This window comes from Stenotrophomonas sp. GD03819 (assembly GCF_029841665.1).
Lineage (GTDB): Bacteria > Pseudomonadota > Gammaproteobacteria > Xanthomonadales > Xanthomonadaceae > Stenotrophomonas > Stenotrophomonas geniculata.
The window spans coordinates 12,084-33,947 of record NZ_JAOCEW010000020.1 but is presented as its reverse complement, the minus strand read 5'-3'; the positions used below and the strand labels follow the sequence as shown (position 1 = coordinate 33,947).

The window sequence follows — 21,864 nt, the reverse complement described above, 5'->3', positions numbered from 1 at the left end:
AATCAAGCCCATACAAGATACAGCATTGTATGGACTTGTGCATCTGCACGTATGGAAAAATCTGACCGATGACGCCACCTGCCGCCGGCCGCCGCCTGAAACGCCCCAATCGCACCTGGGTCCGCCCCTTCCGCGAGGGCGCCGGCCCGCTGTACCTGCAGATTGCCCAGCAGGTGCGCGAGGCGGTGGATGACGGCGTGCTGCGCCCGGGCGACCGCCTGCCGCCGCAGCGCGACCTGGCCCAGCAGGTGGGCGTGGACCTGACCACGGTCACCCGCGCCTTTGCCGAACTGCGCCAGGCCGGCCTGCTCGACGCGCAGGGCGCGGGCGGCACCTTCATCGCGCTGTCGGCCGGCAACCGCAGCACCTCGGTCGACCTGAGCATGAACATCCCGCCGCTGCTGGGCAGCGCGCCGTTCGCGCAGGGCATGGAAGCCGGCTTCCAGCACGTGGGCCAGCAGCTGGGCCAGGGTGAACTGATGAGCTACCACGTCGGCGCCGGTACCCGCGAGGACCGCGCCGCCGCCGTACAGTGGCTGGCACCGATCCTGGCGACGGTCGGCACCGACCAGGTAGTGATCTGCCCCGGTGCGCAGACCGCGCTGTGCGCGCTGATCCTGGCCCGCACCCAGCCAGGCGAGCTGATCGCCGCCGAGCAGCTGACCTACCCGGGCCTGCTGGCCGCCGCGCGCGTGCTGCAGCGGGGCGTGGTGCCGGTGGCGATGGACGCCGAAGGCATGCTGCCCGAGGCACTGGAAGAAGCCTGCCAGCTGCGCCGCCCGCGCCTGCTGTACCTGGTACCGACCATCCAGAACCCGACCACCGCGACGATGTCGGCACAACGCCGGCAGGCCCTGCTGGCGGTTGCCAAGCGCCACGATCTGACCGTGATCGAAGACGATCCCTACTGGTTGCTGGCCGGGGATGCCGCGCCGCCGTTGGCCGCCCATCGCGACGCCGGCTGCCCGGTCTACTACATCTCCACCCTGTCCAAGTGCCTGGCCCCGGGCCTGCGCACCGCTTACCTGGTGGTGCCGGCCGGCGAGCCGATGGAGCCGGTGCTGGACGCCCTGCGCGCGATCGCACTGATGCCGACCCAGTCGATGGTGGCGGTGGCCTCGCAGTGGATCCGCAGTGGCCAGGCCCAGGACATGGTGCAGCGCTTCCAGCAGGAACTGCGCGAGCGCCAGGCCATTGCCGCGCAGTACCTGCCGTCCCGTGCCCAGGCGCATCCGGCCGGCCTGCATGTGTGGCTGCCGCTGCCGCCACGGCTTGACCAGTACCGGCTGATCCAGGCCGCGCAGGAACAGGGCCTGGGCATCGCCAGTTCCGACGCCTTCAGCGTGGAAGAACCGCCGCCGGGCAACGCCATCCGACTGTCGCTGGGCGGCGCGGTCGACCAAGGCGCGCTGGCCGGGGCGCTGGCCAAGCTGAACGAGATCCTGTCTGAAGCCCCCGAGGCCCGGCACAGCGCCATCGTCTGAGTCGTCCACGTGGCACGACATCCATACAAGATGATATTTTGTATGCAATGTATGGATGAAGGGACGTGCATCGATGCGCGCCGAGAAACTGAAGTTCCACCTGGTGATGGCCGGTTGCGGCGGCTTTGTCGTGCTGATGCTGGCCGCGCTGGCCTGGGTCTGCCTGCAGCCACAGACCGTGGACGTACAGGCCGCCGAACGCCATGCCATCGAGCAGTGCCTGCAGCGCAGCGAGGATCCGTCGCGTAGCGAGATCCAGCGTCGCGCGCAGGCCGATTCCTGCCGCGAGATGCGCAAGCAGTACGTGCACAAGTTCGGCCGGGAAGACTCCTGATGGGCGCAGCCGCGCCGCGCCGCCGCTGGCTGCTGCCGACGATGATCGCCCTCGCCTGCCTGTTCATGGCCGGCGTGGCGGCTGCACTGTGGCAGTACTTCGGTTACAGCGCGCAGTCCACGTTCACCGAACAGGCCATCGTCTTCGACGACTCGCAGCTGCGCCTGCCGGCCGATCTGGCCGGAGATACCGGCCGCATCCGCGTGGTGCATTTCTGGGACCCGGCCTGCGGGGTGTGCAACCGCGAGACCGGTGCCCACCTGAGCTACCTGATCAGCATGTACCGCCGCGCCGGCATCGACTTCTACGCGATCCGTCGCCCTGGCACGCAGGGCGAACTGCCCGAGCCGCTGCGCAACAAGGTGATCAACCTGCCGTCCATCGACGGCATCGAGCACATCCCGGCCAGCCCTGCGGTGGCGATCTGGGACCGGCAGGGCCATCTGGCCTACGCCGGCCCGTACAGCATCGGCATGGTCTGCAACTCGGCCAACAGTTTCGTCGAACCGCTGCTGGACAGACTGGTGCGCGGCGAAACCGTGCGCCCCAAGGGACTGCTTGCCGTGGGCTGCTACTGCCCCTGGCAGGCCAAGCGCTGAGGACGCGCAATGACATCACTGGCTCTGGGTGGCGCGACCGCCGCAAACAACAACGGCGGTCACCTGTCCGAACCGACCGATGGTTATGGACAGGCTCCCGCCGTTGGAAGCAACGATACGCCCCGACATGCTCCGTACATGCCGCGACCGGATGTCGCAGCGCGCGAGTGGGTGCAGGACGTGCTCGCGCACAGCGGTCCGATCTACCTGCGCATCGTCAATTCGCTGGAACGCACGGTGCGCCGTGGTGGTCTGGCACCGGGACAGCGCCTGCCCTCGCAGCGCGCGTTGGCGCAGCAGCTGGGCATCGACCTGACCACGGTCACCCGCGCCTTCGATGAAGCACGCAAGCGTGGCCTGATCGAAGCGCGTGGACCACAGGGCAGCTTCATCGCACCGCCCAAGGCCGGCTTCGACCAGGCGGTGGACCTGAGCATGAACGTGCCGCCGGTGCCTGATGCCGACGCGCTGGCGGAGACGCTGCGTCGCGGCGCCGCCGCCGTGCTTGCGCGCAGCAACGCACCGAACCTGATGACCTATCACCTGGGGGGCGGCAACCCCACTGATCGCCATGCCGCGGCGCGCTGGCTGCAGCCGATGCTGGGCGTCGTGGCTGACAACTGCCTGCTGCTGACCGAAGGCGCACAGGTGGCACTGGCCGCGATCCTGGTCAGCCAGGGCCGCGATGGCGACGCAATCCTGTGCGACACGCTGGTCTACCCGGGGCTGCTGCAGGCCGCGGGGGCGCTTGGCCGGCGGCTGGTTCCGGTGGAAGGCGACGAGCACGGCATGTGCCCCGAGGCGCTGGTGCGGCAGGCACGCGAAGGTGGCGCGCGGCTGGTCTATCTCAACCCCACCTGCCAGAACCCGACCGCACTGACATTGCCGTTGCAGCGGCGCGAAGCGCTGGCACGCATATTGGAAAGCGAGGGCCTGCTGGCGATCGAAGATGATCCGTACTGGCATCTTGCCGAAGAGGCACCGATACCGCTGGCAACGCTGGCACCGCGCCATGTGTTCTATGTGGCGACGCTGTCGAAGGTGATCAGCCCTGGCCTGCGCACCGCGTTCGTGCAGTGCCCGAACGCTGCGCACGCCGAGGCAATGGCATCGGCCCTACGCGCCACCCGGCTGATGGGGCACCCGTTGGTCTCAGCGCTGGCCAGCCAGCTGCTGCTGGATGGTTCGGCACAGTCACTGCTGGCGCAGGTGCGCACCGAGGCCCGCGAGCGCATGCGCATGGCGCGCTACCTGCTGGCGCCGTCGCTGCTGCTACGCGCCGAAGGCCTGCATGCCTGGTGTCGGGTGCCGGCACCATGGACCGACGCCACGCTGGTGCGTACCGCGCAGTTGCAGGGGCTGGCCATCGCTCCTTCATCGGCGTTTTGCCCGCCCGGGGTGCAGCGTCAGAACGGCGTGCGGTTGTCGCTGGGGCTGGCAGCGGATCGCCGGCAGCTGGAGAGCGCGTTGCGGCGGATTGACCGGTTGTTGTTGTCCGATGCGTTACCGGCGATCGAGCGGTAGGCGGAGAGCATCCACGCAGGGCGTGGATCTACGGGATCCGCTTCGGTAGATGCCAACCTTGATTGGCAATGTCCGTGCACGCCATGCGTGGATAGGGTGTGCCGACCAACGGTCGGCACCCACCAGGCTGGAGAAGAGCGGTAGCGCCGGGCCCTGCCCGGCGGACGATTCCCCGGCACGGTCGGAATGTGCCAACCAAGGTTGGCACCTACCCAAGCAGGGTCAGGCCAGGGCGGAGAGCGCCTGCACCAGCGCATCCATCTGCTGCGGCCGGGTGAACACCGACGGCGTCACCCGCACGCAGGCGCCGGAGTCCAACCCGTCGCGATGCGTGGTGAACACGCGATGCTCGTCCAGCAGGCGCTTCTGCAGCGCCATGTTGTCTGCCACGTTGGTGCGCCCACGCAGACGGAAGCTGGCCAAGGCGCTGGCCAGCGCCGGATCGGGCGAAGACAGCACTTCGATATGCGCCATCTGCCGTGCCGGCAGCGTCCAGCGCTCGCGCAGGTAGCGCAGGCGCGCCTGCTTGTTGGCCACGCCGATGCGCTGGTGCAGCGCGATCGCTTCCGGCAGTGCCAGGTAGGCGGCGAAGTTGACCGTGCCGGTGTGTACGCGACTGCCCACGCGGCCGTCGTCGGTCTCGCCCATGTACGGGTCGAGGTCCGCAACGCGGCCCCTGCGCACGTACATCGCGCCGACGCCGACCGGCGCACCGATCCATTTGTGCAGGTTGATGCCAACGAAATCGGCCTTCAGCTGTGGCACCGCGTAGTCGATCTGGCCAAACCCATGCGCAGCATCGACGATCACATCGATACCGCGTGCGCGCGCACGCTCGGCAATCTCGGCCACCGGCAGCACCAGCCCGTGGCGATGGCTGACCTGGGTCAGCAGCACCAGTTTCAGGCGTGGCAGCCGCGCGAACGCGGCCTCGTAGGCCTGCAGGATCTGCGCGTGGTCGGGCACCGCCGGCAGCCCGATGCGCTCGACTCGCACGCCACGGCGCTGCTGCAGCCAGCGCATCGCGCCGATCATGCTGTCGTAGTCGATGTCGGCATACAGCACCTGGTCGCCGGGCTGCAGGCGGTTGTAGCCGCCAATCAACGCCAGCATCGCCTCGGTGGCGCCCCGAGTCAGTGCGATCTCATCCGCACCCACACCCAGCAGCTCGGCCACCTGCCGCTGTACTGCCAGGTACTGCGCCGGGAATTCACGGCGGCCGTACCAGGCGTTGCCACGGTTCACTTCAGCGGTGTGGCGCTGGTAACTGGCCAGCGTCTCAAGCCCCATCGCGCCCCAGTAGCCGTTCTCCAGATGGTTCACTTCGTCGGTGATGTCGAAGTGGCTGGCCACGGCGGTCCAGTAGTTTTCATCGCGGGCCAGCACGTCCGGCGCCACGGTCGTTGCGGGAATCTGCATGGGTGCAGCGTAACGCGCGGCAGCCGTGGCGGGCAGTGAAGACAGTGCAGCTGCAGCCGGCAGCAAGGTGCCTGCACGCAGAAGGGAACGGCGGGCCGGGTCCATCAGAAGCTCAGCCGGTACTGCGCGTACAGATTGGCACCGTCGGTGTCGTACGGCGCGTTGCGCGAGTAGATCAGGCCGCGGCTGGCCTGGAACGTGGCCTCATCCGGGTAGCGGTCGAACACGTTGTCGGCACCCACGCGCAGGCTGTGATGTTCGTTGATGCGATAGCCAACAGCCAGATCGAGGAAGCTCATCGCGCCGAAGCGCTGGTAGATGTCGCCCACTGCATTGCCGCTGGAGTCGGTCCAGGCACCGTAGTAGCGCATGCGCGCCATCAGCGACCAGGCGCCGATGTCCCAGCTGCCGGTCAGGCTGCCCTTGTGCTCGGGCAGGCGGTCTTCGAACAGCACGCGCTGGGTTTCGTTGGTCGCCACCGAGGTGCTGCCGTTGTCCACGCGGGTGCGGTTGTAGTTGTAGGCCAGGGTCAGCGTCATGCGGCCTGCGCCGAGGTCGCGCAGGTAATTGCCGACCACGTCCACGCCGGTGGTGGTGGTGTCGAAGTCGTTGGTGAAGTAGTTCACCGAGGTATAGCCCAGCGGATTGGGCGTACCGGCCGGAATGGCGAAGCTGGCCGACTGGCTGAAGCGGTCGGTGAGCCTGATCTGGTAGACATCCACCGAACCGGACAGGCCCAGGTCGGTGCGCCAGGTCAGGCCCAGCGAGGCGGTGCGCGATTCTTCGGGCTTCAGCGGCCTGGCACCGAGCAGCTGCGCCAGTGGATCGTTCGGCGACAGGCGGCCACTGGTGAAGATCTGCAGGGTGCGCGTGTCCAGGCCCTGGGTGGTACTGGTGGTGTTGAGCTGCGCCGGCGTCGGTGCACGGAAGCCGGTGGACACGGTACCGCGCAGGGCTACGTCCGGCGTGATCGCGAAGCGCGCCGACAGCTTGCCGTCCAGCGTGCTGCCGAAGCTGGAGAAGTCCTCGTAGCGGCTGGCCGCACCGATGCTCCAGCGCTCGCCCAGCGGCACTTCCATATCCACGTAGGCGGCCTTGCTGCGCTGGCTCCACTGCCCGGCCTGGCTGGCGGAGAAGCCCGGCGCGCCGTTGGAGTTGGCTTCCAAGCCCGCGACCGCGCCCGGGCCCACCGCGTACGAGGCCGGATCACCGGCGCGCACCTGGTAGGTCTCCTGGCGGAACTCGCCGCCGAAGGCGACGTTGATCGGCTTGGACAGCGCGCCCACCTCCCACTCGTAGTTGACGTCGGCGTTGGCGTTCTTCTCGGTCTGGGTCAGGCGGCCGAGATCGAACGCGGTCGGGCTGGCCGGACCCAGCGAGGCATTGATCGAGTTCTTCAGGCTGTAGTCGATGGCGTTGCGACCATACGAAGCACTGACATCCCAGCGCAGCTTGGGCGTGATCTCACCGCGCAGGCCGCCGACCAGCTGCAGATCGTTCTGGACGTTGCCGTACTGCGGGCTGAAGCCCACCGGGTACAGCGAACGCAGGTTCCAGCCCGGGAAAATGGCGGTGGTGCGGTAGGCGCCGGTGGTGGTGTCCGGGTTGCGCCAGTTGAAATCGCTGACGCCATCACTGTGGCTGTAAAGACCGAACGCGTACAGCTCCAGCGTCTCGCTGGCGTTGGCCTTCACGTTGAAGCCAACGCGGCGGCTTTCCAGGTCCGGCTGGCCCCAGCGCTGCACCGGGTTGGGCACGTCCAGCTCCGGATGGGCCGCCTGGAAGGCGATGGCATCGGGGCGCTGGCGGGTGCGCGAGGTGGCGTCGGAGTTGGACGACTCAGCGAACAGCACCAGGCTGCCATAGTCGCCCAGCGACCAGCCGGTGCGCGCACTGAAGTCGCGCGAGGCACCGTCCCCCTGCGCGTACTGCGAATAGCCGGCGGTGATCTCGGTGCCCGGACCATCCTCGAGGATGATGTTGATGACACCGGCGATGGCGTCCGAGCCGTACTGCGCAGACGCACCATCACGCAGTACCTCGATGCGCTTGATGGCACTGGTCGGAATCTGCGCCAGGTCGGCGGCCTGCGCGCCACGGTTGCCGAGCAGCGCGCTGCGGTGGAAGCGACGACCGTTGACCAGCACCAGGGTCTGGTCCGGCGACAGGCCACGCAGGGTCGCCGGGCGCACGAACACTTGGCCGTCCGCCATCGGCAGGCGCTGCACCACGAACGACGGCACCAGCTGGGCCAGCACATCCTTCAGGTCGGTGGATTCAACGGACGTGATGTCTTCCTTGGTGAACACGTCTACCGGCGCCAGCGTTTCGAACTGGGTGCGGTTGGAGGCACGGGTACCGGTGACCAGCATCGCATCGAGCTGGGTGGGCACGGCACGGCTACCGCCTGCGGCGTCGATCGCATCGGCCTCCGCTGCGATCGCGCCTCCTGCGCTGGCCATGGAAAGGGCAAGGAGGATGGAACGCGAAAGCTTCGAACGATGCACAGCAGGGCTCCGGGAGGACGCGACAGGGCCAGCACCTGTGCGGACACAACAGGCCTGGACAAGGCGCGCAGTCTCGGCCCGATGTGTGAAGGAGGCATGACGTCAGTACGACAGCTTGATGCCGCACAGGCGCAAGAACTGCTAAGCGCCGCGCCTGCCGATCCGCTACTGTGCCGGCATTGGATTCGGGGAAAGGCAGATGAGCGCGGCGGGCAAGGCGTTGTGGTACATCGAAACCCATGCGGACCGGCCATTGGCACTGGCCGATATCGCCGCTGCGGCGGGACTGTCACCCTTCCATCTTTCACGCCTGTTCCAGGCCCGCACCGGTACCTCGGTGGTGCGCTACCTGCGGGGACGGCGCCTGACCGCCGCCGCGCAACGATTGGCCAACGGTGCGGGCGACATCCTGCAGGTCGCGCTGGAGGCCGGCTATACCACCCATGCCGCGTTCACCCGCGCCTTCAGTGAACAGTTCGGGCAGACACCGGAGCGCGTACGCGAACAGGGCACCGATGGGCTGGCGCTGGTACAGGCGATCCGCGTGGATGATGCGCCGGCGCCCTGCGGTGAAGCGCCGCGGCTGCTCGACACGTCCGCGTTCCAGGTGGTGGGCATCGGCATGCGGCATACCCGCGACAGTGGCGGCGCGATTCCCGGCCAATGGGCGCAGCTCAACCGCGAATGGCCGACGCCCGCACCGATCAGCTTCGGTGTGTGCTGCAACAGCGACAACGATGGCGGCTTCGATTACATCGCCGCACTGCCGGCAAGCGTGGTGCCGAGCGTGCCTGCGCACTGGCAAAGTGTGCACATTCCGCCGCGTCGCTATCTGGTGGCCTGGCACGGCGCGCACATCTCGACCATCCGCTCGACCTGGTTCTGGCTGCTGGATCATTATCTTCCTGCGTCCAACCTCAGCCTTGCCGATGCACCGGATCTGGAATGCTACGACGCCCGATTCGATGAGCACACCGGCAACGGCGGCGTGGAGATCTGGCTGCCAGTCGACGAACGTCCCAACTGACAAGGAACTGAAGATGCGCATGACGGTTGCTGTGCTGGGAATGATCCTCATGGTCTTCACTGCCGTGGCCGATGCCAGCGAGACGCAGGCAGCCGGCGAGCGCCACGGCGCCACCACGGTGGCCAGCGCGGCTGTACGCGATGCGCAGCACCACGACGCGCTGCGCTACACGGTCTGGTACCCAGCGCTGGCCGGCAGCGGGGAAACCGCCCTGACCATCGGCCCGCCCGACGCGCCGCTGTTCGACGTCGGACGTGCCGCGATGGAGGCTCCCGTCGCAGGTGATCGCCTGCCAACGCTGCTGCTCTCGCATGGCAACGGCGGCAGTGCGCGCATGATGGGCTGGCTGGGCACCGCGCTGGCGCGGGCCGGGTATCTGGTGATCGCGGTCGATCATCCAGGCAACAACGGCATTGACACGATGACCCTGCCCGGCAGCATCCTGAGCTGGTTGCGTGCGGATGACCTGCGCGCCGCCCTGGCGGCCGTGCGGGCCGATCCAGTGCTGGGCCCGCACGTCGATCCTGAACGCCTGGGGGTTGCCGGGTTCTCGGCCGGTGGCTACACGGCGCTGCTGGCAGCCGGTGCACGACCGGACCTGCAGCGACTGCTGGCCTTCTGCACCGCACATCCGGACGACGGCGTCTGCCGGCCTCAACAGGAGGCCGCAACGCACTCAATGGAAGCGCGCGTTGCCGCTGCGGCCTCTCCAGCACTGGCGCCATGGATCTCCCAGGCCAACGACGCGCGCGCCATTCCCGGCGTGCGGGCGGCATTCCTGCTGGCTCCGGCGATCATCCAGGCCTTCGCGCCCGAGCAGCTGTCCTCGTTGCGGCTGCCCGTGTCGATCGTGCTGGGTGAGGCTGACACGGTCGCGCCGCCACAGACCAATGGCGCGGCCGCCGGGGTCCTGATTCCGGGCGCGGAACTGCAGCGCTTGGCCGATGTGGGCCACTATGATTTCCTGGCCGCGTGCACCGCGACCGGGCAGCAGCGGCTGCAGGACCTGTGCACTACGTCGGTGCCAAAGGCACAGACCCACGCGCAGGCAGTGGATGCAGCGATACGGTTCTTCGACCATTCACTGCGCTAGTGGCCGCCGGGCATGGCCCGGCGCTACAGTGGGCGCGTCCACGGAGAACCGATCATGCGCCTGCTGCACCTCACTCTGCCGGTATCTGACGTGGGTGCCGTGGCCAGCTACTTCCACGATGTGCTGCAGCAGCGCGTGGTCGGTACCCATGTGCACATCGGCTGGAGCACCATCGAACTGCAGCCCGCTGAAGGACGCCCGCTCGGTGGTGTGCACCTGGCGTTCAACGTGCCAGACAACCGCTTCGGCGAGGCGATGACTTGGTTGCGCGAACGCACGCCACTGCAGCGCAATCCGGCGGGACTGGACTACTTCGCGCTGGAGAGCAGCTGGCAGTCGCAGTCGGTGTACTTCACCGGCCCCGATGGCTTGATCCTGGAACTGATCGGTCGCCGTCGCTTGTCGGCCAGTACGCATCAGGGTGCCTTCCACGGCAGCGAACTGACCTGCCTGAGCGAAGTCGGCCTGCCCAGTCACGATGTCGACGCGGTGCGCGAGCAGTCCAGCCTGCGGTTCGGCCTGCAACCGATCAGCCCGCCTTCGCCGCAGTTCGCGCCGATGGGCGACGACGAGGGCCTGCTGATCGTGGTCGCTGCGGACCGGCGCTGGTTCCCCGAGCAGAAGGACCTGCCCAATGCACAGGGCCTGTTGCTGCAGGTCGGCGACGTGGCCGGCCCGGGCGTTGTGGAGGACGCTGCACTCGGCTGGCGGGTGCAGGCGATCTGAGCTACCAACTGCCGGACGCGCCGCCTCCGCCGCTGCGGCCACCGCCTCCGGACCAGCTGCTGGAGCTGCTCGACGACGAACTGCCGGATGACGAACTGGACGCGCTGCGTTCGCGGCGTGACGAAACCCGGCCACGTGCGCGCTCGCCCGGCAACATGGTGAACAACCCTACGAAGTACAGCAGCACGCCACACACACCTGACACGATCATCGCCAGCAGCCGTGGATCGTCACCTTCGGCACGATGGATCGCCAGCAACGCGCCCGCGGCATAACCGAGGGTCAACAGCACCAGCACCGTCATGCGCACGACGAAGCTGCTGCGGTTCTTCTTCCAGCGTGCGCGGCAGGCCTGCACCAGCAGGAACACCATCAGGGTGACAACACCCGCGGCGGCCTGCAGCAGCAGGTGCCGGGCCAGGCTCGGTGGCAGCTGGCCACGAAGCAGCGCCTGTACCAGCAAGACCATGCTGAGCACCAGCATGCCGCACAGGACGATGCGCACCCCGCGGCTGCGACGCCAGCACCAGCCGAGCAGGGCCGCCACCGGCACGCCCAGCGCCATCACGAAGCACAGGCCCGCCAGCAGGTGGCGTGGCAGCAGCAACGCCACGGACAGCGCGCCTGCGGCAACCACCGCTGTCAGCAGCATCGGACGCCCCCAGGCCGGCAAGGTCGGCCAGCTCGGCCTCGGTGCCGACGCATTGGCGGCCAGTGCCTTGCGCCGCCGCTCCCGACGGCTGCCGCTGAAATCGTCCTCGGTCTTCGCTGGCGGGAGGGGCGGCGGCGAGCGCCACAGCCCGGCCAGGAAGCCGGCCAGCAGGGTCAATGCCACCACCGAGTCTGCGCGGCGCCAGTCCGCAGGCAGCACATTGCTGGCCGACGGCGCTTCCCATGCAGGCAGGTCCTCGCCTTCGATCAGCGCCACCATGATCGTCGTGCCATCAAGCACGCCCTGGTCGACATCACCCTCACGAAAGCGCGGCACGATCGCGTTGTCGATGATGCGAGCGGCGTACGCGTCTGGTAGCGCACCTTCCAGGCCATAGCCAGTCTGGATGCGTACGCGGCGATCCTGCACCGCCACCAGCAACAGCACACCGTCGTCGACACCGGCGCGACCCAGCTGCCATTGATCAAATACCCGCTGTGCGTAGGGCTCGATGCCCTCGTTGCCCACGCTGGGTACCACCAGCACCTGCAGCTGTGCACCTTTCCGCACCTGCAGCTGCAGCGCCTGCCTGCGCAGGGTGGCGCGGGTTTCAGTGGACAGCGCGTTGGCCGTGTCCACCACGGGATCGTCCAGCGCCGGCACCGGGATTGCCGCCAGCGCCGCCATCGGCAGCAGGCACAGCAGCAACAACAGGCATGTCATGGCTGCGGCCTGCTGTCCTGCCCGCAGCATGCTCACGTACCCTGCCCTGCCTCGATCCGCGCATGCAGCGCCTGCAGCTGTGCCACCGTCTGGTTGAACACCTGCAGATCGGCATCCACCAGGGCCGCCCAGTCTGGCGCGTGCCCCAGCAGTTGCGCCACCTGCTCGTCCGGCGCGCGATCGAAGCCTTCGCCAAGCACAGCAAGATAACGCTCACGGAACCCGTCGGGGTCGCGCTGGTCCTGCACATACAGCTGCACGGCCAGCAGCCCCGCATACAGGTAGTTCACCAGATAGTTCGGGTCTTCATACATCAGGCGCTTGCCGATCCAGGTGTTGCGCAGCTGCGGGTAGCGCTCCGGTTGCTGGCCGAAGCGCGCCAGCACCTGCCCGGTCAGCGCGTCCAGATCATCGGCGGTGCCCAGCGTACCGGCGGCAACGCCCTGGTAGATCGACTGCTCCAGCTGCGCTTCCTCGGAAGAGGTGAACAGCTGCAGCACCATGTCGTCCAGCAGCGACTTCAGGTAATAGGCCTTGGCACGCGGGTCCTGTGCCTGCTGGTACAGCTGGTCGCGGAAGCGCAGCTCGTTGTAGATCGCGAACGCCTCGGTCAGCCACTGGCTGCCATTGCGCTGCAGCGGCGACGCATGACCGCGCTGCATCCACTCGCCATGCATGGCATGACCCGCTTCATGCGCGATTTCGACATCGCTTTCCAGATCGCCACGGCGCACGCCAACGAACAGCATTGCCGGCACACCGGGAGCGCTCACCGGGAACGCGTCCTGGCTGCGGTCACCGCGTTCGGTGGCCAGATCCATACGCTGGTTGGCCGGATCGAGCAGCGCGCGCAGTTCAGCGACGTACGCCGGCCCCAGGTGCTGCATGGCATCGGCGGCGTTGTCGCGCAGCTGCGCCAGCGTCAGCACCGGTGGCGTGTAGCCGGCATCGGGCACGGTGGTATCCCAGATCTGCGGCGCGTCAATGCCGGATCGCGCAGCGTGGTGCAGCAGCATCTCCTGGTAGGCGCGGCGGTCCTCCGCGTGCTGTTCGACCGCCACCAGCGTTGCATTCACTACGGCGGTATCCAGACCCATGCGCTGGTAGCCATGTGCCGGCGCCGAGCCATCGCCCTGCAGGCGTGCGGCCGCGTCATTCACCTGCACCAGCCCCAGCAGCACCGATGCCATCGGCTCACGGCGCGAGTGCAGCCCCTGCCAGTAACCCTTCCAGCCTGCCTCGCGCAGGGCACGGTCGGGCTGCTGGGCCAGCGCCTGCTTGTCGCGCCCCGTGTCCCAGTGCCGGCCGCCGTGCTCGATCTGCGGGTACTCGGCGCTGCGCAGGATCTGCCCGCGCAGGCGCGCGAAGCTGTCCAGCGCCGGATCGGCCAGTGCCTCCACGGCCTCATCCAGCGCGGCATTGGCCGGGGTGGCAGCCTCCTTCAGCGCGCGTGCGCGCAGGAAGCCATACGGTGCTGCCCACGCTGCATCTGCGGGTGCCTCGCGCAGTGCGGCGCGACCACTGCGGGCGATGCGGCTGCACAGCCCCGTCACCTGATCCAGCGCCTGGGCCGGACGCTGATCACGCGCATTGCGGGCGGCCTGCAGGTGCAGGTAGCCGTGATGTCGCAGGCACTGCGCCTCCAGTATCTCGGCCTGCCGGAAGCGTTCCGCGGGTGCAAGGGTGGACGCCTGCTGCAGGGCCTCGACGCGCCCGCCCAGCGCGACACGCGCGGCCTGTTCGGCGGTGGCATTGGCGAAGTAGGCGCGGTCATCGGCATGCACCGACTGTGCCTGGGCGCCGCTGAAGGGAGCTATCGCCAATACGGCGACGACGGCGGCGGTGGTGGTGCGCTTCCTGAAAGCCTGCATCGGCGTCTCCCTGCCTGGACCTGGGGTCGAGACTAGCAGTCACTGGCCCGCCGCGCCTGTGCCGGATCAGGCTTCAGATCGACTCGTCCTCACGCTTGACCAGTGTCCAGCAAGGCGCCTGCGCGAAGGTATAGGTCTGCTGGTCGCTGCTGTCCGGCGTACGGATCTGCACCTGCCGCTGCCCATCGGCCAGGGGGCTGACCTGCATTTCACGGCCCTGCCCGGCCAACGCGGCAGGATCGGGCATCACCGGCCACTCGACATCGGCCAGGGCCAACCGGCTTTCCACCTTGCGCGGTTCCGGCTCGGCCTCCGCATCGACGTAGCTGTCCAGCAGCGGATCGGCCGTGGCCTTTTCCTGCAGCGTGATCTCGTTGCCGAAATGCTTCAGGAACGTATCGAATTCCGGGTAGGGGCATTCACTGGCTGCAGCCACAGGTGTGGGCTCGGTGGCGCTGGTCGCCGGCGCCGCTGCGGCAGTCACGGCTTCGGCCGCTGTCTGTGGTGGCTGCGGCGCTGGCGTGCAGGCAACCAGCACCGCGCCGCAGGCAAGCACCAGCAGTGCAGGAGAAGGGTATCGACGCATGGGCTCATCCTGAATCCGGTCCGGTCGCTCCATGCTACCGCGCACCCTACAATTCCGGCATTCCGCCTGTCCGAGAGTCCTCATGCATCGCCTCCTGCTCCTGATCGGCCTGCTGCTGCCCGCCCTGTGGCCGGCCGTGGCGTTGGCCGTCGATGTCCACGAAGGCGACCTGCTGTTCGTCACTGCCGGCCGCAGCGGCCTGAGCGCGGCCATCGACGATGCCACCGGCACGCAGGGCGCACCCAGCTTCGATCACGTCGCCCTGGTCGCCTCGGCGCCGAAGGGCTGGGAGGTGCTGCACGCCGACGAGAAGGGATCACGCCGGCAATCGCTGACCGAGTTCCAGCAGGACGCCCACGCCAAGCAGCGGCAGATCGTGGTCTATCGCCTGCGCGCGCCGCAGCAGGCGGCCATCAAGGATGCGGTCGCCACCGCGCGCACGATGCTGGGCAAGCCCTACAACACGTCGTATGTGTTGAACGAGGACAGCTATTACTGTTCGGACTTCATCGAGCGTGCGTTCCGTGCGCACCGCGTGTTCGCATTGCAGCCGATGAACTTCCGCAACCCGCAGACCGGGCAGATCGCCCAGCACTGGGTCGATCTTTACCGCAGCATGGGCATGGACGTGCCGCAGGATCAGCCGGGCACCAATCCGAACGACATGTCGGCGGCGCCGGTGCTGCAGCGTATCGGCGTGCTGGAATAAGCAAAGCCCCGCACGGGGCGGGGCTTCGCCGGTCACGTTGCACGCGCAACGCGATCATTCTTCTTCGTCGTGGCCGCCCTGCTGCTGGTTCTGGTTGCGCTTCTGCTGTTCCTGCTGCTGTTGCTGCTGCTGGTCGCGGCCACGGCCCTGCTGCTGTTGCTGCTGCTGGTCGCGGCCACGGCCCTGCTGCTGATCCTGCTGGTTCTGCTGGCCCTGCTGCTTCTGGTTCGGGTTCTGGTTCTGCTGTGCCATGTCCGATCTCCAAAGCCACTCGCGGAATGCGGTGGACGTGGCCATCGTCTGCAGCGAATGGTTAATCACGCGTGGGTGGGCGGCTACATCTGTGTGTACGCATGTGAATGAACGCGCAGAAGCCCTTGTGGCACAAGCGGCTGAAGGATTCATGCGGGTTCGGCATGTGCTCATGCAGTGGTCAGCATGGCGCGCATTCATGGCGGTCTCAGCCGGAAACACGCGCGGAAGGAGGCTGGCTTCCCAACTCGCGCAGGCAAGCCAGCCCAGCATTCAGGGCATCACCGGCGGCACGTACGCCAGGGTCATCCCCAGCAGCCACAACAGGCCCAGCACCAGCGGAATGTGCACCAGCAGCTGGATGAAGGTGAAGCCGACGATGTCGCGTGCCTTCAGCCCCAGCACGCCCAGCAGCGGCAGCATCCAGAACGGATTGATCAGGTTCGGCAGCGCTTCGGCGGCGTTGTAGACCTGCACCGCCCAGCCAAGGTGCGCCTTCAGTTCGTTGGCGGCCTGCATCACGTACGGCGCCTCGATGATCCACTTGCCACCACCGGAGGGCACGAAGAAGCCTAGCACCGCCGAATAGACGCCCATCACCAGCGCGAAGGTATCGGTGCTGGCCACGTGCACGAACAGGCTCGACAGCCGGTGCGCCAGCGTCTGCCCATCGCCGCCAGCGGCGTGGGTGAGGATCATCGCGATGCCGCCGTACAGCGGGAACTGGATCAGCACGCCGGTGGTGCTGGGCACCGCCTTGGCCACCGCGTTGAGGAAACTGCGCGGGCGCCAGTGCAGCAGCAGGCCCAGCGAAATGAACAGGAAGTTGTAGGTGTTGAGGTTAGCGATGGCGGTGACCACCGGCTTGTTGGCGAACTCGTTGAACAGCCAGCCGAACGCCAGCAGCGAGAGCAGCACGGTCAGCAGCGGGCTGTATTCCAGCCATTCGCCCGGGCGCGTGCGGCGCTGCAACGGCTCCGGCTCGGCCTGCGCGGCGCCGGGGAAGTCTTCAGCGGTGCGGGCGCTGCCGGCGGCCGGTGCGGTCAACCAGGCGATCAGCAGCGAGACCAGGATCAGCACCGCGGTCAGTGCGATCGACTGCCACAGGAAGATGGTTTCGGTGAACGGCAGCACGCCGGTGATCTCGACCAGCCCCGGCGGCATGCTGGCCGGGTTGGCCTGCAGCTGCGCGGCCGACGAGCTCAGGCCCATCGCCCACACCGCGCCCAGCCCCAGGTAGGCCGAAGCACCGGCCGCGCGGTAGTCCATGCGCAGCTCGGTGCGGCGTGCCAGCGCACGCACCAGCAGGCCGCCGAACACCAGCGAGAACCCCCAGCTGAGCAGCGAGGCCAGCATGCTGACCAGGCCCACGTACACCACTGCACCGCGGCCGGTGCGCGGCACCCGGGCCAGGAAATCGATGAAGCGAGCGACCACCGGTGCCGTCGCCACGGCGTAGCCACCGATGACCACGAAGGCCATCTGCATGGTGAAGGGAATCAGGCTCCAGAAGCCGTCGCCGAAGGCGCTGGCGGTGGCCTGCGGGGTCGAGCCGAAGCCCATCGCCGCCAGCGCGACGATGACCACGCCCAGCACCGCGAACACGTACGCATCGGGGAACCACTTTTCCGCCCAGGCGGCCGAGCGCAACGCTGCGCGCGCCATCCAGCCGTCCTGTACTGCTGCCGTCGAGGCCATCGCCTACCCTCCCAGGTTCGATGGATCGATTCTGGGCGGTGGGGTGCAGGCTGTCAGCCACCTATTGGTCGTAGGCGGCGGAAGGCTCGGCGCTGTGCGCCGCCGCCCGAGCATGGGCTCGGGCGCTACGGATATCCGGTTTCGGGGGGGCCACCTGTAGAGCCGAGCCCACGCTAGGCTGCGCGTCTCAACGCAGCGCCAGGTCCACGGCGATGCCGGCAAACAGCGCGGCACCCACCCAGTTGTTGTGCAGGAACGCCTTGAAGCACGGGCCGCGCTCGCGGTTGCGGCAGATCCAGAACTCGTAGACCACCAGCACCGTGGCCACGGCCACGCCGGCCAGGTAGTAGCCGCCCAGCCCGCCGCGCACGCCAACCAGCGCCATGGTGGCCAGGAACAGCGCGTACAGCACGCCCTGGATGACCAGGTCGAGATCGCCGAACAGGATCGCGGTGGAGTGCGAGCCCATCTTCAGGTCGTCCTCGCGATCGACCATGGCGTACCAGGTGTCGTAAGCGGTGGACCACAGGATGTTGCCGGCATACAGCAGCCAGCCCAGCATCGGCACCTCGCCCTGCACGGCGGCGAACGCCATCGGGATACCCCAGCCGAACGACATGCCCAGGTAGACCTGTGGCAGATGGGTGTAGCGCTTCAGGTAGGGGTAGCTGGCGGCCAGGAACACGCCGATGAAGCTCAGGCCGATGGTCAGCCCGTTCATCGTCAGCACCAGGCCGAACGCAACCAGCATCAGCACCGCAAACAGCGCCAGCGCGGCACGGCCACTGATCGCGCCGGTGGCCAGCGGGCGCGCCTTGGTGCGCTCTACATGCGGGTCGAGCCAGCGGTCGGCGTAGTCGTTGATGACGCAGCCGGCCGAGCGGGTCAGCCACACACCGGCGGTGAACACGAACAGGGTCCACAGCGGCGGCAGGCCACCTGCGGCCAGCCACAACGCCCACCAGGTGGGCCACAGCAGCAGCAACGTGCCGATCGGGCGATCAGCGCGCATCAGACTCCAGTAATGCCGCCAACGCGGCGTCGCCGGCGACTGCGGCGAAGTAAGGGGGGTATCAGCCATGGCGATAGGATACTCCTGCGCTGGAAGGGCTGCGGCGCGAGCCTGGAAAAGACAGGGCCCGATGCGCCTGCGCGCACCGGGCCCCGGTGTCCTGCCCCAGCGTGACGGTGGACTCAGACCTTGCCCCACGCTGCTGGCGCGTTGTGCCAGCGCCAAGCGCTCTCAATGATCGGAGCCAATTCTGTCCATACGGGCTGCCACCCCAGCACCCTGCGCGCGCGCTCACTCGAAGCCACCAGCCGAGCGGGATCACCGGCTCGTCGCTCAGCAGCGTCGTAGGGTACGCGCAAGCCAGACACAGCCTCAGCCGTCTGGATCACGTCCAGTACGGAAAAGCCTTGTCCGTTGCCAAGATTGAACGCATGGGCACCTGGTTGTGCATCCATGTAATCCATCGCCAGCGCATGGGCTTGGGCCAGGTCTTGGACGTGCACGTAGTCCCGCACACAGGTTCCATCGGGTGTTTCGTAGTCGCTGCCAAACACCTTGAGCCGCCCACCCTGCCCCAGCGCCGAGCGCAATACATTGGGAATCAGGTGAGTCTCGCAGGCATGCGCCTCTCCGATGCCGTGCTGAGGCAGCGCCCCGGCGGCATTGAAGTAGCGCAGGCATACCGAGCGCAGACCGTAAGCTGCAGCAGCGTCTGCCAAGATGCGCTCGGCCATCAGCTTGCTCGACCCGTAGGGGTTGATGGGCTGCTTCGGATGGTCTTCGTCAATCAGCGCAGAGCACGGCTCGCCAAAGATCGCCGCCGTAGAGGAAAACACAATGCGCTCCACCTCATGACTTCGCATTGCCTGCAGCAGATTCATCGTGCCGGTGACATTGTTGGCGTAGTACGCGTACGGATCACGTACCGACTCACCCACCAGCGACCGGGCAGCGAAGTGCATGACCGCATCGAAGTGCCGACCAGCAAACAGCCGTTGAAGGGCTGCCGCGTCCAGCAAGTCGCCCTCTACCAGCTCTCCCCACGCCACGGCGCCACGGTGCCCAGTGGACAGATTGTCGAATACGGTTACCCGATGCCCCTGCTCGGACAAGTACTGGGCCATGTGGCTGCCGATGTAGCCCGCACCGCCGCATATGAGAACGTCATGCATGGGGATCTTCCCTGATCTGATGGGAAGAATGCCTGGAGCTTCCTTCCCTTGGAATGGACGGAGGGTCGGCATCTTCATGCCGACCCTCTAACGCCATCGACAGCAGGAGTTTATTCCTTGCCGTCAGACTTGTACTCGTAATAGCCGTAGCTGTAATAGCCCGTGGCACGCTTCTCGACCGCATTGAAGATCGCACCCTTGATCTGCACGCCGTTCTGCTCGAAGCGCTGCAGCGTCAGCTCGATTTCCTTGGCCTGGTTCACGCCGAAACGCGTGACCAGCAGACTCGAGCCCGCGTGGGTGGCGACCAGCGCCGGATCGGTCACAGCCAGGATCGGCGGCGTATCGACGATCACCAGGTCGTACTTGCCGGACATGTCCTGCAGCAGCTGCGCGAAGCGCGGGTGCATCAGCAGCTCGGCCGGGTTCGGCGGAACATCACCACGCACCATGTAATGCATGTTTTCCAGACCGGACACCGGATGGATCACGTCGTCGGTGCTCAGCTTGCCGCCCAGCACATCCGACAGGCCCTTCTGGTGCGACACACCCAGGATCTTGTGCAGCGTGCCCTTGCGCATGTCGGCGTCGATGACCAGCACGCGCTGGCCCGCCTGCGCAATGACCGCGGCCAGGTTGGTGGAGACGAAGGTCTTGCCCACGCCCGGGCGCGGGCCCGAGATGGTCAGGATGTTGTTCTTCGCTTCCAGCATGGCGAAGTGCAGGCTGGTACGCAGGCTGCGCAGTGCCTCCACAGTCGGGTCGGCTGGTGCGGATACCGCCAGCAGGTGCTGGCGACCGTCGGCCACCACGCGCGTACCGTGCTTGCCCTTGCGCAGCTTGGGCAGCGTATTGGACACGCTGAGCGGGATGGCTGCGTAGACGGGCAAGCCCAGGGCTTCAATGTCTGCCGGGTCTTCGATGCCCGGGTTGAGCATTCGCTGGAGGAAAACAAAGGCGACGGCGAGCAATGCCCCGAGTAGGGTGCTGACGATAACAATCAAAGCCTTACGCGGCTTAACTGGATTTGCCAGATCAACTACCGCGGAGTCGACAATACGCACGTTGCCAACCGCACCTGCGCGGGCTACATCCAGCTGCTGAGCTTGATTCAACAGCGCCGTATACAGCTCGTTACTTACTTGCAGATCACGTGTCAGGCGCAGCAACTCCTGCTGGGTTTCCGGCAGATCACCCACCTGCTTCTGGAATCCACCCTTGCGACCCTCCAGATCACTGATCTGCCGGAGCAGTGCGCGATAGGCCGGATGTTCGCGAGTAAAGCTCCGATCCATCTCAGCTTGTTTCAAGCGCAACTGCTGGATACTCGCCTCCACAGCGACTTCCTGCTCCAGCAGCCCTTTGGTCTGCATGGTGATATCCACCGACCTAGACTGCGACTGGTAGGCGCTCATGGCGGACTGAGCCTGCTCGACCTGACGGCGAATAGTTGGCAGCTGATCCTTTACAAATTGAAGCTGAGACGCCGCTTCCGCAGAGCTCCGGTCCACGTTCTGGCGAACGTAGGCATCGGCAACTTTCTGCACCAGAGCCTCGGCACGAACGGCATCAGAGTTTTGATAGCGAATTGCCAAGATCCCAGAGTCTTTGCCTTGCTCGACAACCTGCAACTCATCCTGAACGCTTGCTACGACATCTAGACGTCGCGTCTTCACCAGCTCAAATCGGACACCAGGATTGCCTTGGAGCCCTGAAACCTCAAGCACTACTCCACCGCGACTAAGTGGAACGCCCACCTTGCCGTGCAGCACGCTTTCGCCTTCAGGCCCATACAGAGAAAATTCACCAGCTCCACCTTCGATCTGAAGAATGTATTTCTGGTCGATCTGCGATCTGGGGACGTCGAATCGATGGACCTGGAGCGTTTCACCACCCCATGCGTAACTAGCAAGCCCAAGCCAAGGATCGGCAACAGGGGCCTGCTCAGTTGGCTTGAAACGGCGTGAAATGAACCCGCCGATCAATGGAAAAAGATGCGGCTCAACTTGCGTATCAAGCTGAAGGGCATCAACAGCAGCCCCCACAACCGTGCGAGAAGTGAGGAGCGCGACCTCTGTAGTCGCGGCGGTACTGCCTCCACCTCCCAACGAAGCAAGATCGGCAAGACCCGGGATGGCGGGAACCTTTGACTCCACCTGAATCATAGCTTCCGCCTGATAAACAGGCTTTGAAAGCAATGCGTAGGCACAGCCAACCGCGAAGAAAATTACCGCAACCGAGATTATCAACCAACGGCGATCCAACAATATGCCAAGTACTTCGCGCAGATCGATCTCATCGTTCCTTGCGGCCCGGCCTTCCATTTGTTTGGTCATTGATTCCACTTCATCATCGAAAAATCTCGCGCAGCAACCCAGGGGCGATCCCCGACGAGGCCGCACTTGTTGAGGCGCCGTCACTTGCTGAGGCGCCATCAAAGAACCGAAGGTCCTAGATCTTTTACGCGGACAGGAAG

18 protein-coding genes are annotated in these 21,864 nt (G+C 66.6%); 8 read left to right on the top strand and 10 right to left on the bottom strand.

All coding sequences use genetic code 11. The features are described from left to right. Nucleotides 1-68 precede the first annotated feature (68 nt). The 4 genes from N5D45_RS13295 to N5D45_RS13280 are packed head-to-tail and all read left to right on the top strand — an operon-like array spanning nucleotide 69 to nucleotide 3,941. On the top strand, nucleotides 69-1,484 hold the full coding sequence (locus N5D45_RS13295; RefSeq protein ID WP_057503752.1) for a PLP-dependent aminotransferase family protein: 1,416 nt from the start codon (nucleotides 69-71) through the stop codon (nucleotides 1,482-1,484). Nucleotides 1,485-1,539: 55 nt separating this feature from the next. Beyond that, on the top strand, nucleotides 1,540-1,818 hold the full coding sequence (locus tag N5D45_RS13290; protein WP_019336318.1) for a hypothetical protein: 279 nt from the start codon (nucleotides 1,540-1,542) through the stop codon (nucleotides 1,816-1,818). After that, a complete protein-coding gene (locus N5D45_RS13285; protein WP_010482120.1) occupies nucleotides 1,818-2,417 on the top strand; it encodes a DUF6436 domain-containing protein in 600 nt (199 codons plus the stop codon). The genes N5D45_RS13290 and N5D45_RS13285 overlap by 1 nt, the downstream gene beginning before the upstream one ends. A gap of 9 nt (nucleotides 2,418-2,426) precedes the next feature. Next, nucleotides 2,427-3,941, top strand: a complete 1,515-nt coding sequence (locus N5D45_RS13280; protein WP_057503753.1) for a PLP-dependent aminotransferase family protein — start codon at nucleotides 2,427-2,429, stop codon at nucleotides 3,939-3,941. A 222-nt stretch (nucleotides 3,942-4,163) separates the two neighbouring features. Here N5D45_RS13280 and N5D45_RS13275 read toward each other — a convergent pair whose 3' ends face one another. Continuing rightward, nucleotides 4,164-5,465, bottom strand: coding sequence for an aminotransferase class V-fold PLP-dependent enzyme (locus N5D45_RS13275; RefSeq protein ID WP_057503754.1), 1,302 nt, complete (start codon nucleotides 5,463-5,465; stop codon nucleotides 4,164-4,166). Beyond that, nucleotides 5,465-7,867: a TonB-dependent receptor gene (locus N5D45_RS13270; RefSeq protein ID WP_082587889.1), complete on the bottom strand. Its 2,403-nt coding sequence runs from the start codon at nucleotides 7,865-7,867 to the stop codon at nucleotides 5,465-5,467. Before N5D45_RS13270 ends, N5D45_RS13275 begins: the two co-directional genes overlap by 1 nt. Nucleotides 7,868-8,066: 199 nt before the next feature. Between N5D45_RS13270 and N5D45_RS13265 the strand changes: the two genes are divergently transcribed. Genes N5D45_RS13265 through N5D45_RS13255 form a run of 3 tightly spaced genes read left to right on the top strand, consistent with a single transcriptional unit; the run spans nucleotide 8,067 to nucleotide 10,713 of the window. Then, the gene (locus N5D45_RS13265; RefSeq protein ID WP_228354893.1) at nucleotides 8,067-8,894 is read left to right on the top strand and encodes an AraC family transcriptional regulator; all 828 of its coding nucleotides are present in this window, start codon (nucleotides 8,067-8,069) and stop codon (nucleotides 8,892-8,894) included. 13 nt (nucleotides 8,895-8,907) lie between these two features. After that, nucleotides 8,908-9,987 (top strand): alpha/beta hydrolase, encoded by a 1,080-nt coding sequence (locus N5D45_RS13260; protein ID WP_057503757.1) that lies wholly within the window; start codon nucleotides 8,908-8,910, stop codon nucleotides 9,985-9,987. Between the two features lie 54 nt (nucleotides 9,988-10,041). Beyond that, nucleotides 10,042-10,713, top strand: coding sequence for a VOC family protein (locus N5D45_RS13255; protein WP_228354894.1), 672 nt, complete (start codon nucleotides 10,042-10,044; stop codon nucleotides 10,711-10,713). A 1-nt stretch (nucleotide 10,714) separates the two neighbouring features. Here N5D45_RS13255 and N5D45_RS13250 read toward each other — a convergent pair whose 3' ends face one another. From N5D45_RS13250 to N5D45_RS13240, 3 genes are all read right to left on the bottom strand, one after another. Then, entirely contained in the window at nucleotides 10,715-12,088 is a 1,374-nt protein-coding gene (locus N5D45_RS13250; RefSeq protein WP_279939073.1) for a TPM domain-containing protein, read from the bottom strand. Nucleotides 12,089-12,120: 32 nt separating this feature from the next. Beyond that, the gene (locus N5D45_RS13245) at nucleotides 12,121-13,959 is read right to left on the bottom strand and encodes a M3 family metallopeptidase (RefSeq protein WP_057503760.1); all 1,839 of its coding nucleotides are present in this window, start codon (nucleotides 13,957-13,959) and stop codon (nucleotides 12,121-12,123) included. 73 nt (nucleotides 13,960-14,032) lie between these two features. Then, on the bottom strand, nucleotides 14,033-14,545 hold the full coding sequence (locus tag N5D45_RS13240; RefSeq protein WP_228354897.1) for a hypothetical protein: 513 nt from the start codon (nucleotides 14,543-14,545) through the stop codon (nucleotides 14,033-14,035). Between the two features lie 82 nt (nucleotides 14,546-14,627). Between N5D45_RS13240 and N5D45_RS13235 the strand changes: the two genes are divergently transcribed. Continuing rightward, complete coding sequence (locus tag N5D45_RS13235; RefSeq protein WP_197576647.1) at nucleotides 14,628-15,254, top strand: YiiX/YebB-like N1pC/P60 family cysteine hydrolase; 627 nt, start codon at nucleotides 14,628-14,630, stop codon at nucleotides 15,252-15,254. A 54-nt stretch (nucleotides 15,255-15,308) separates the two neighbouring features. On the opposite strand, the gene N5D45_RS13230 is transcribed toward N5D45_RS13235, so the two are convergent. The 5 genes from N5D45_RS13230 to N5D45_RS13210 all read right to left on the bottom strand — a co-directional run bounded on the left by N5D45_RS13230 (nucleotide 15,309) and on the right by N5D45_RS13210 (nucleotide 21,724). Further along, the gene (locus N5D45_RS13230; protein ID WP_279939072.1) at nucleotides 15,309-15,506 is read right to left on the bottom strand and encodes a hypothetical protein; all 198 of its coding nucleotides are present in this window, start codon (nucleotides 15,504-15,506) and stop codon (nucleotides 15,309-15,311) included. A 273-nt stretch (nucleotides 15,507-15,779) separates the two neighbouring features. Beyond that, on the bottom strand, nucleotides 15,780-17,204 hold the full coding sequence (locus N5D45_RS13225) for a TIGR00366 family protein (protein WP_005411492.1): 1,425 nt from the start codon (nucleotides 17,202-17,204) through the stop codon (nucleotides 15,780-15,782). A gap of 187 nt (nucleotides 17,205-17,391) precedes the next feature. After that, a complete protein-coding gene (gene ubiA, locus N5D45_RS13220) occupies nucleotides 17,392-18,285 on the bottom strand; it encodes a 4-hydroxybenzoate octaprenyltransferase (protein WP_019336794.1) in 894 nt (297 codons plus the stop codon). A gap of 113 nt (nucleotides 18,286-18,398) precedes the next feature. Next, on the bottom strand, nucleotides 18,399-19,388 hold the full coding sequence (gene galE / locus N5D45_RS13215) for a UDP-glucose 4-epimerase GalE (protein ID WP_057503764.1): 990 nt from the start codon (nucleotides 19,386-19,388) through the stop codon (nucleotides 18,399-18,401). 110 nt (nucleotides 19,389-19,498) lie between these two features. After that, nucleotides 19,499-21,724 (bottom strand): polysaccharide biosynthesis tyrosine autokinase, encoded by a 2,226-nt coding sequence (locus tag N5D45_RS13210; protein WP_057503765.1) that lies wholly within the window; start codon nucleotides 21,722-21,724, stop codon nucleotides 19,499-19,501. Nucleotides 21,725-21,864 lie beyond the last annotated feature (140 nt).

Excerpts from the sequence above, each read along its gene's own strand:
- N5D45_RS13240 (WP_228354897.1), bottom strand. The coding sequence starts at position 14,545 with ATGCGTCGATACCCTTCTCCTGCACTGCTGGTGCTTGCCTGCGGCGCG.
- ubiA (WP_019336794.1), bottom strand. The coding sequence starts at position 18,285 with ATGGCTGATACCCCCCTTACTTCGCCGCAGTCGCCGGCGACGCCGCGT.
- N5D45_RS13245 (WP_057503760.1), bottom strand. The coding sequence starts at position 13,959 with ATGCAGGCTTTCAGGAAGCGCACCACCACCGCCGCCGTCGTCGCCGTA.
- galE (WP_057503764.1), bottom strand. The coding sequence starts at position 19,388 with ATGCATGACGTTCTCATATGCGGCGGTGCGGGCTACATCGGCAGCCAC.
- N5D45_RS13265 (WP_228354893.1), top strand. The coding sequence starts at position 8,067 with ATGAGCGCGGCGGGCAAGGCGTTGTGGTACATCGAAACCCATGCGGAC.
- N5D45_RS13255 (WP_228354894.1), top strand. The coding sequence starts at position 10,042 with ATGCGCCTGCTGCACCTCACTCTGCCGGTATCTGACGTGGGTGCCGTG.
- N5D45_RS13225 (WP_005411492.1), bottom strand. The coding sequence starts at position 17,204 with ATGGCCTCGACGGCAGCAGTACAGGACGGCTGGATGGCGCGCGCAGCG.
- N5D45_RS13260 (WP_057503757.1), top strand. The coding sequence starts at position 8,908 with ATGCGCATGACGGTTGCTGTGCTGGGAATGATCCTCATGGTCTTCACT.
- N5D45_RS13290 (WP_019336318.1), top strand. The coding sequence starts at position 1,540 with ATGAAGGGACGTGCATCGATGCGCGCCGAGAAACTGAAGTTCCACCTG.
- N5D45_RS13230 (WP_279939072.1), bottom strand. The coding sequence starts at position 15,506 with ATGGCACAGCAGAACCAGAACCCGAACCAGAAGCAGCAGGGCCAGCAG.
- N5D45_RS13285 (WP_010482120.1), top strand. The coding sequence starts at position 1,818 with ATGGGCGCAGCCGCGCCGCGCCGCCGCTGGCTGCTGCCGACGATGATC.
- N5D45_RS13275 (WP_057503754.1), bottom strand. The coding sequence starts at position 5,465 with ATGGACCCGGCCCGCCGTTCCCTTCTGCGTGCAGGCACCTTGCTGCCG.
- N5D45_RS13250 (WP_279939073.1), bottom strand. The coding sequence starts at position 12,088 with ATGACATGCCTGTTGTTGCTGCTGTGCCTGCTGCCGATGGCGGCGCTG.
- N5D45_RS13235 (WP_197576647.1), top strand. The coding sequence starts at position 14,628 with ATGCATCGCCTCCTGCTCCTGATCGGCCTGCTGCTGCCCGCCCTGTGG.
- N5D45_RS13295 (WP_057503752.1), top strand. The coding sequence starts at position 69 with ATGACGCCACCTGCCGCCGGCCGCCGCCTGAAACGCCCCAATCGCACC.
- N5D45_RS13210 (WP_057503765.1), bottom strand. The coding sequence starts at position 21,724 with ATGACCAAACAAATGGAAGGCCGGGCCGCAAGGAACGATGAGATCGAT.
- N5D45_RS13280 (WP_057503753.1), top strand. The coding sequence starts at position 2,427 with ATGACATCACTGGCTCTGGGTGGCGCGACCGCCGCAAACAACAACGGC.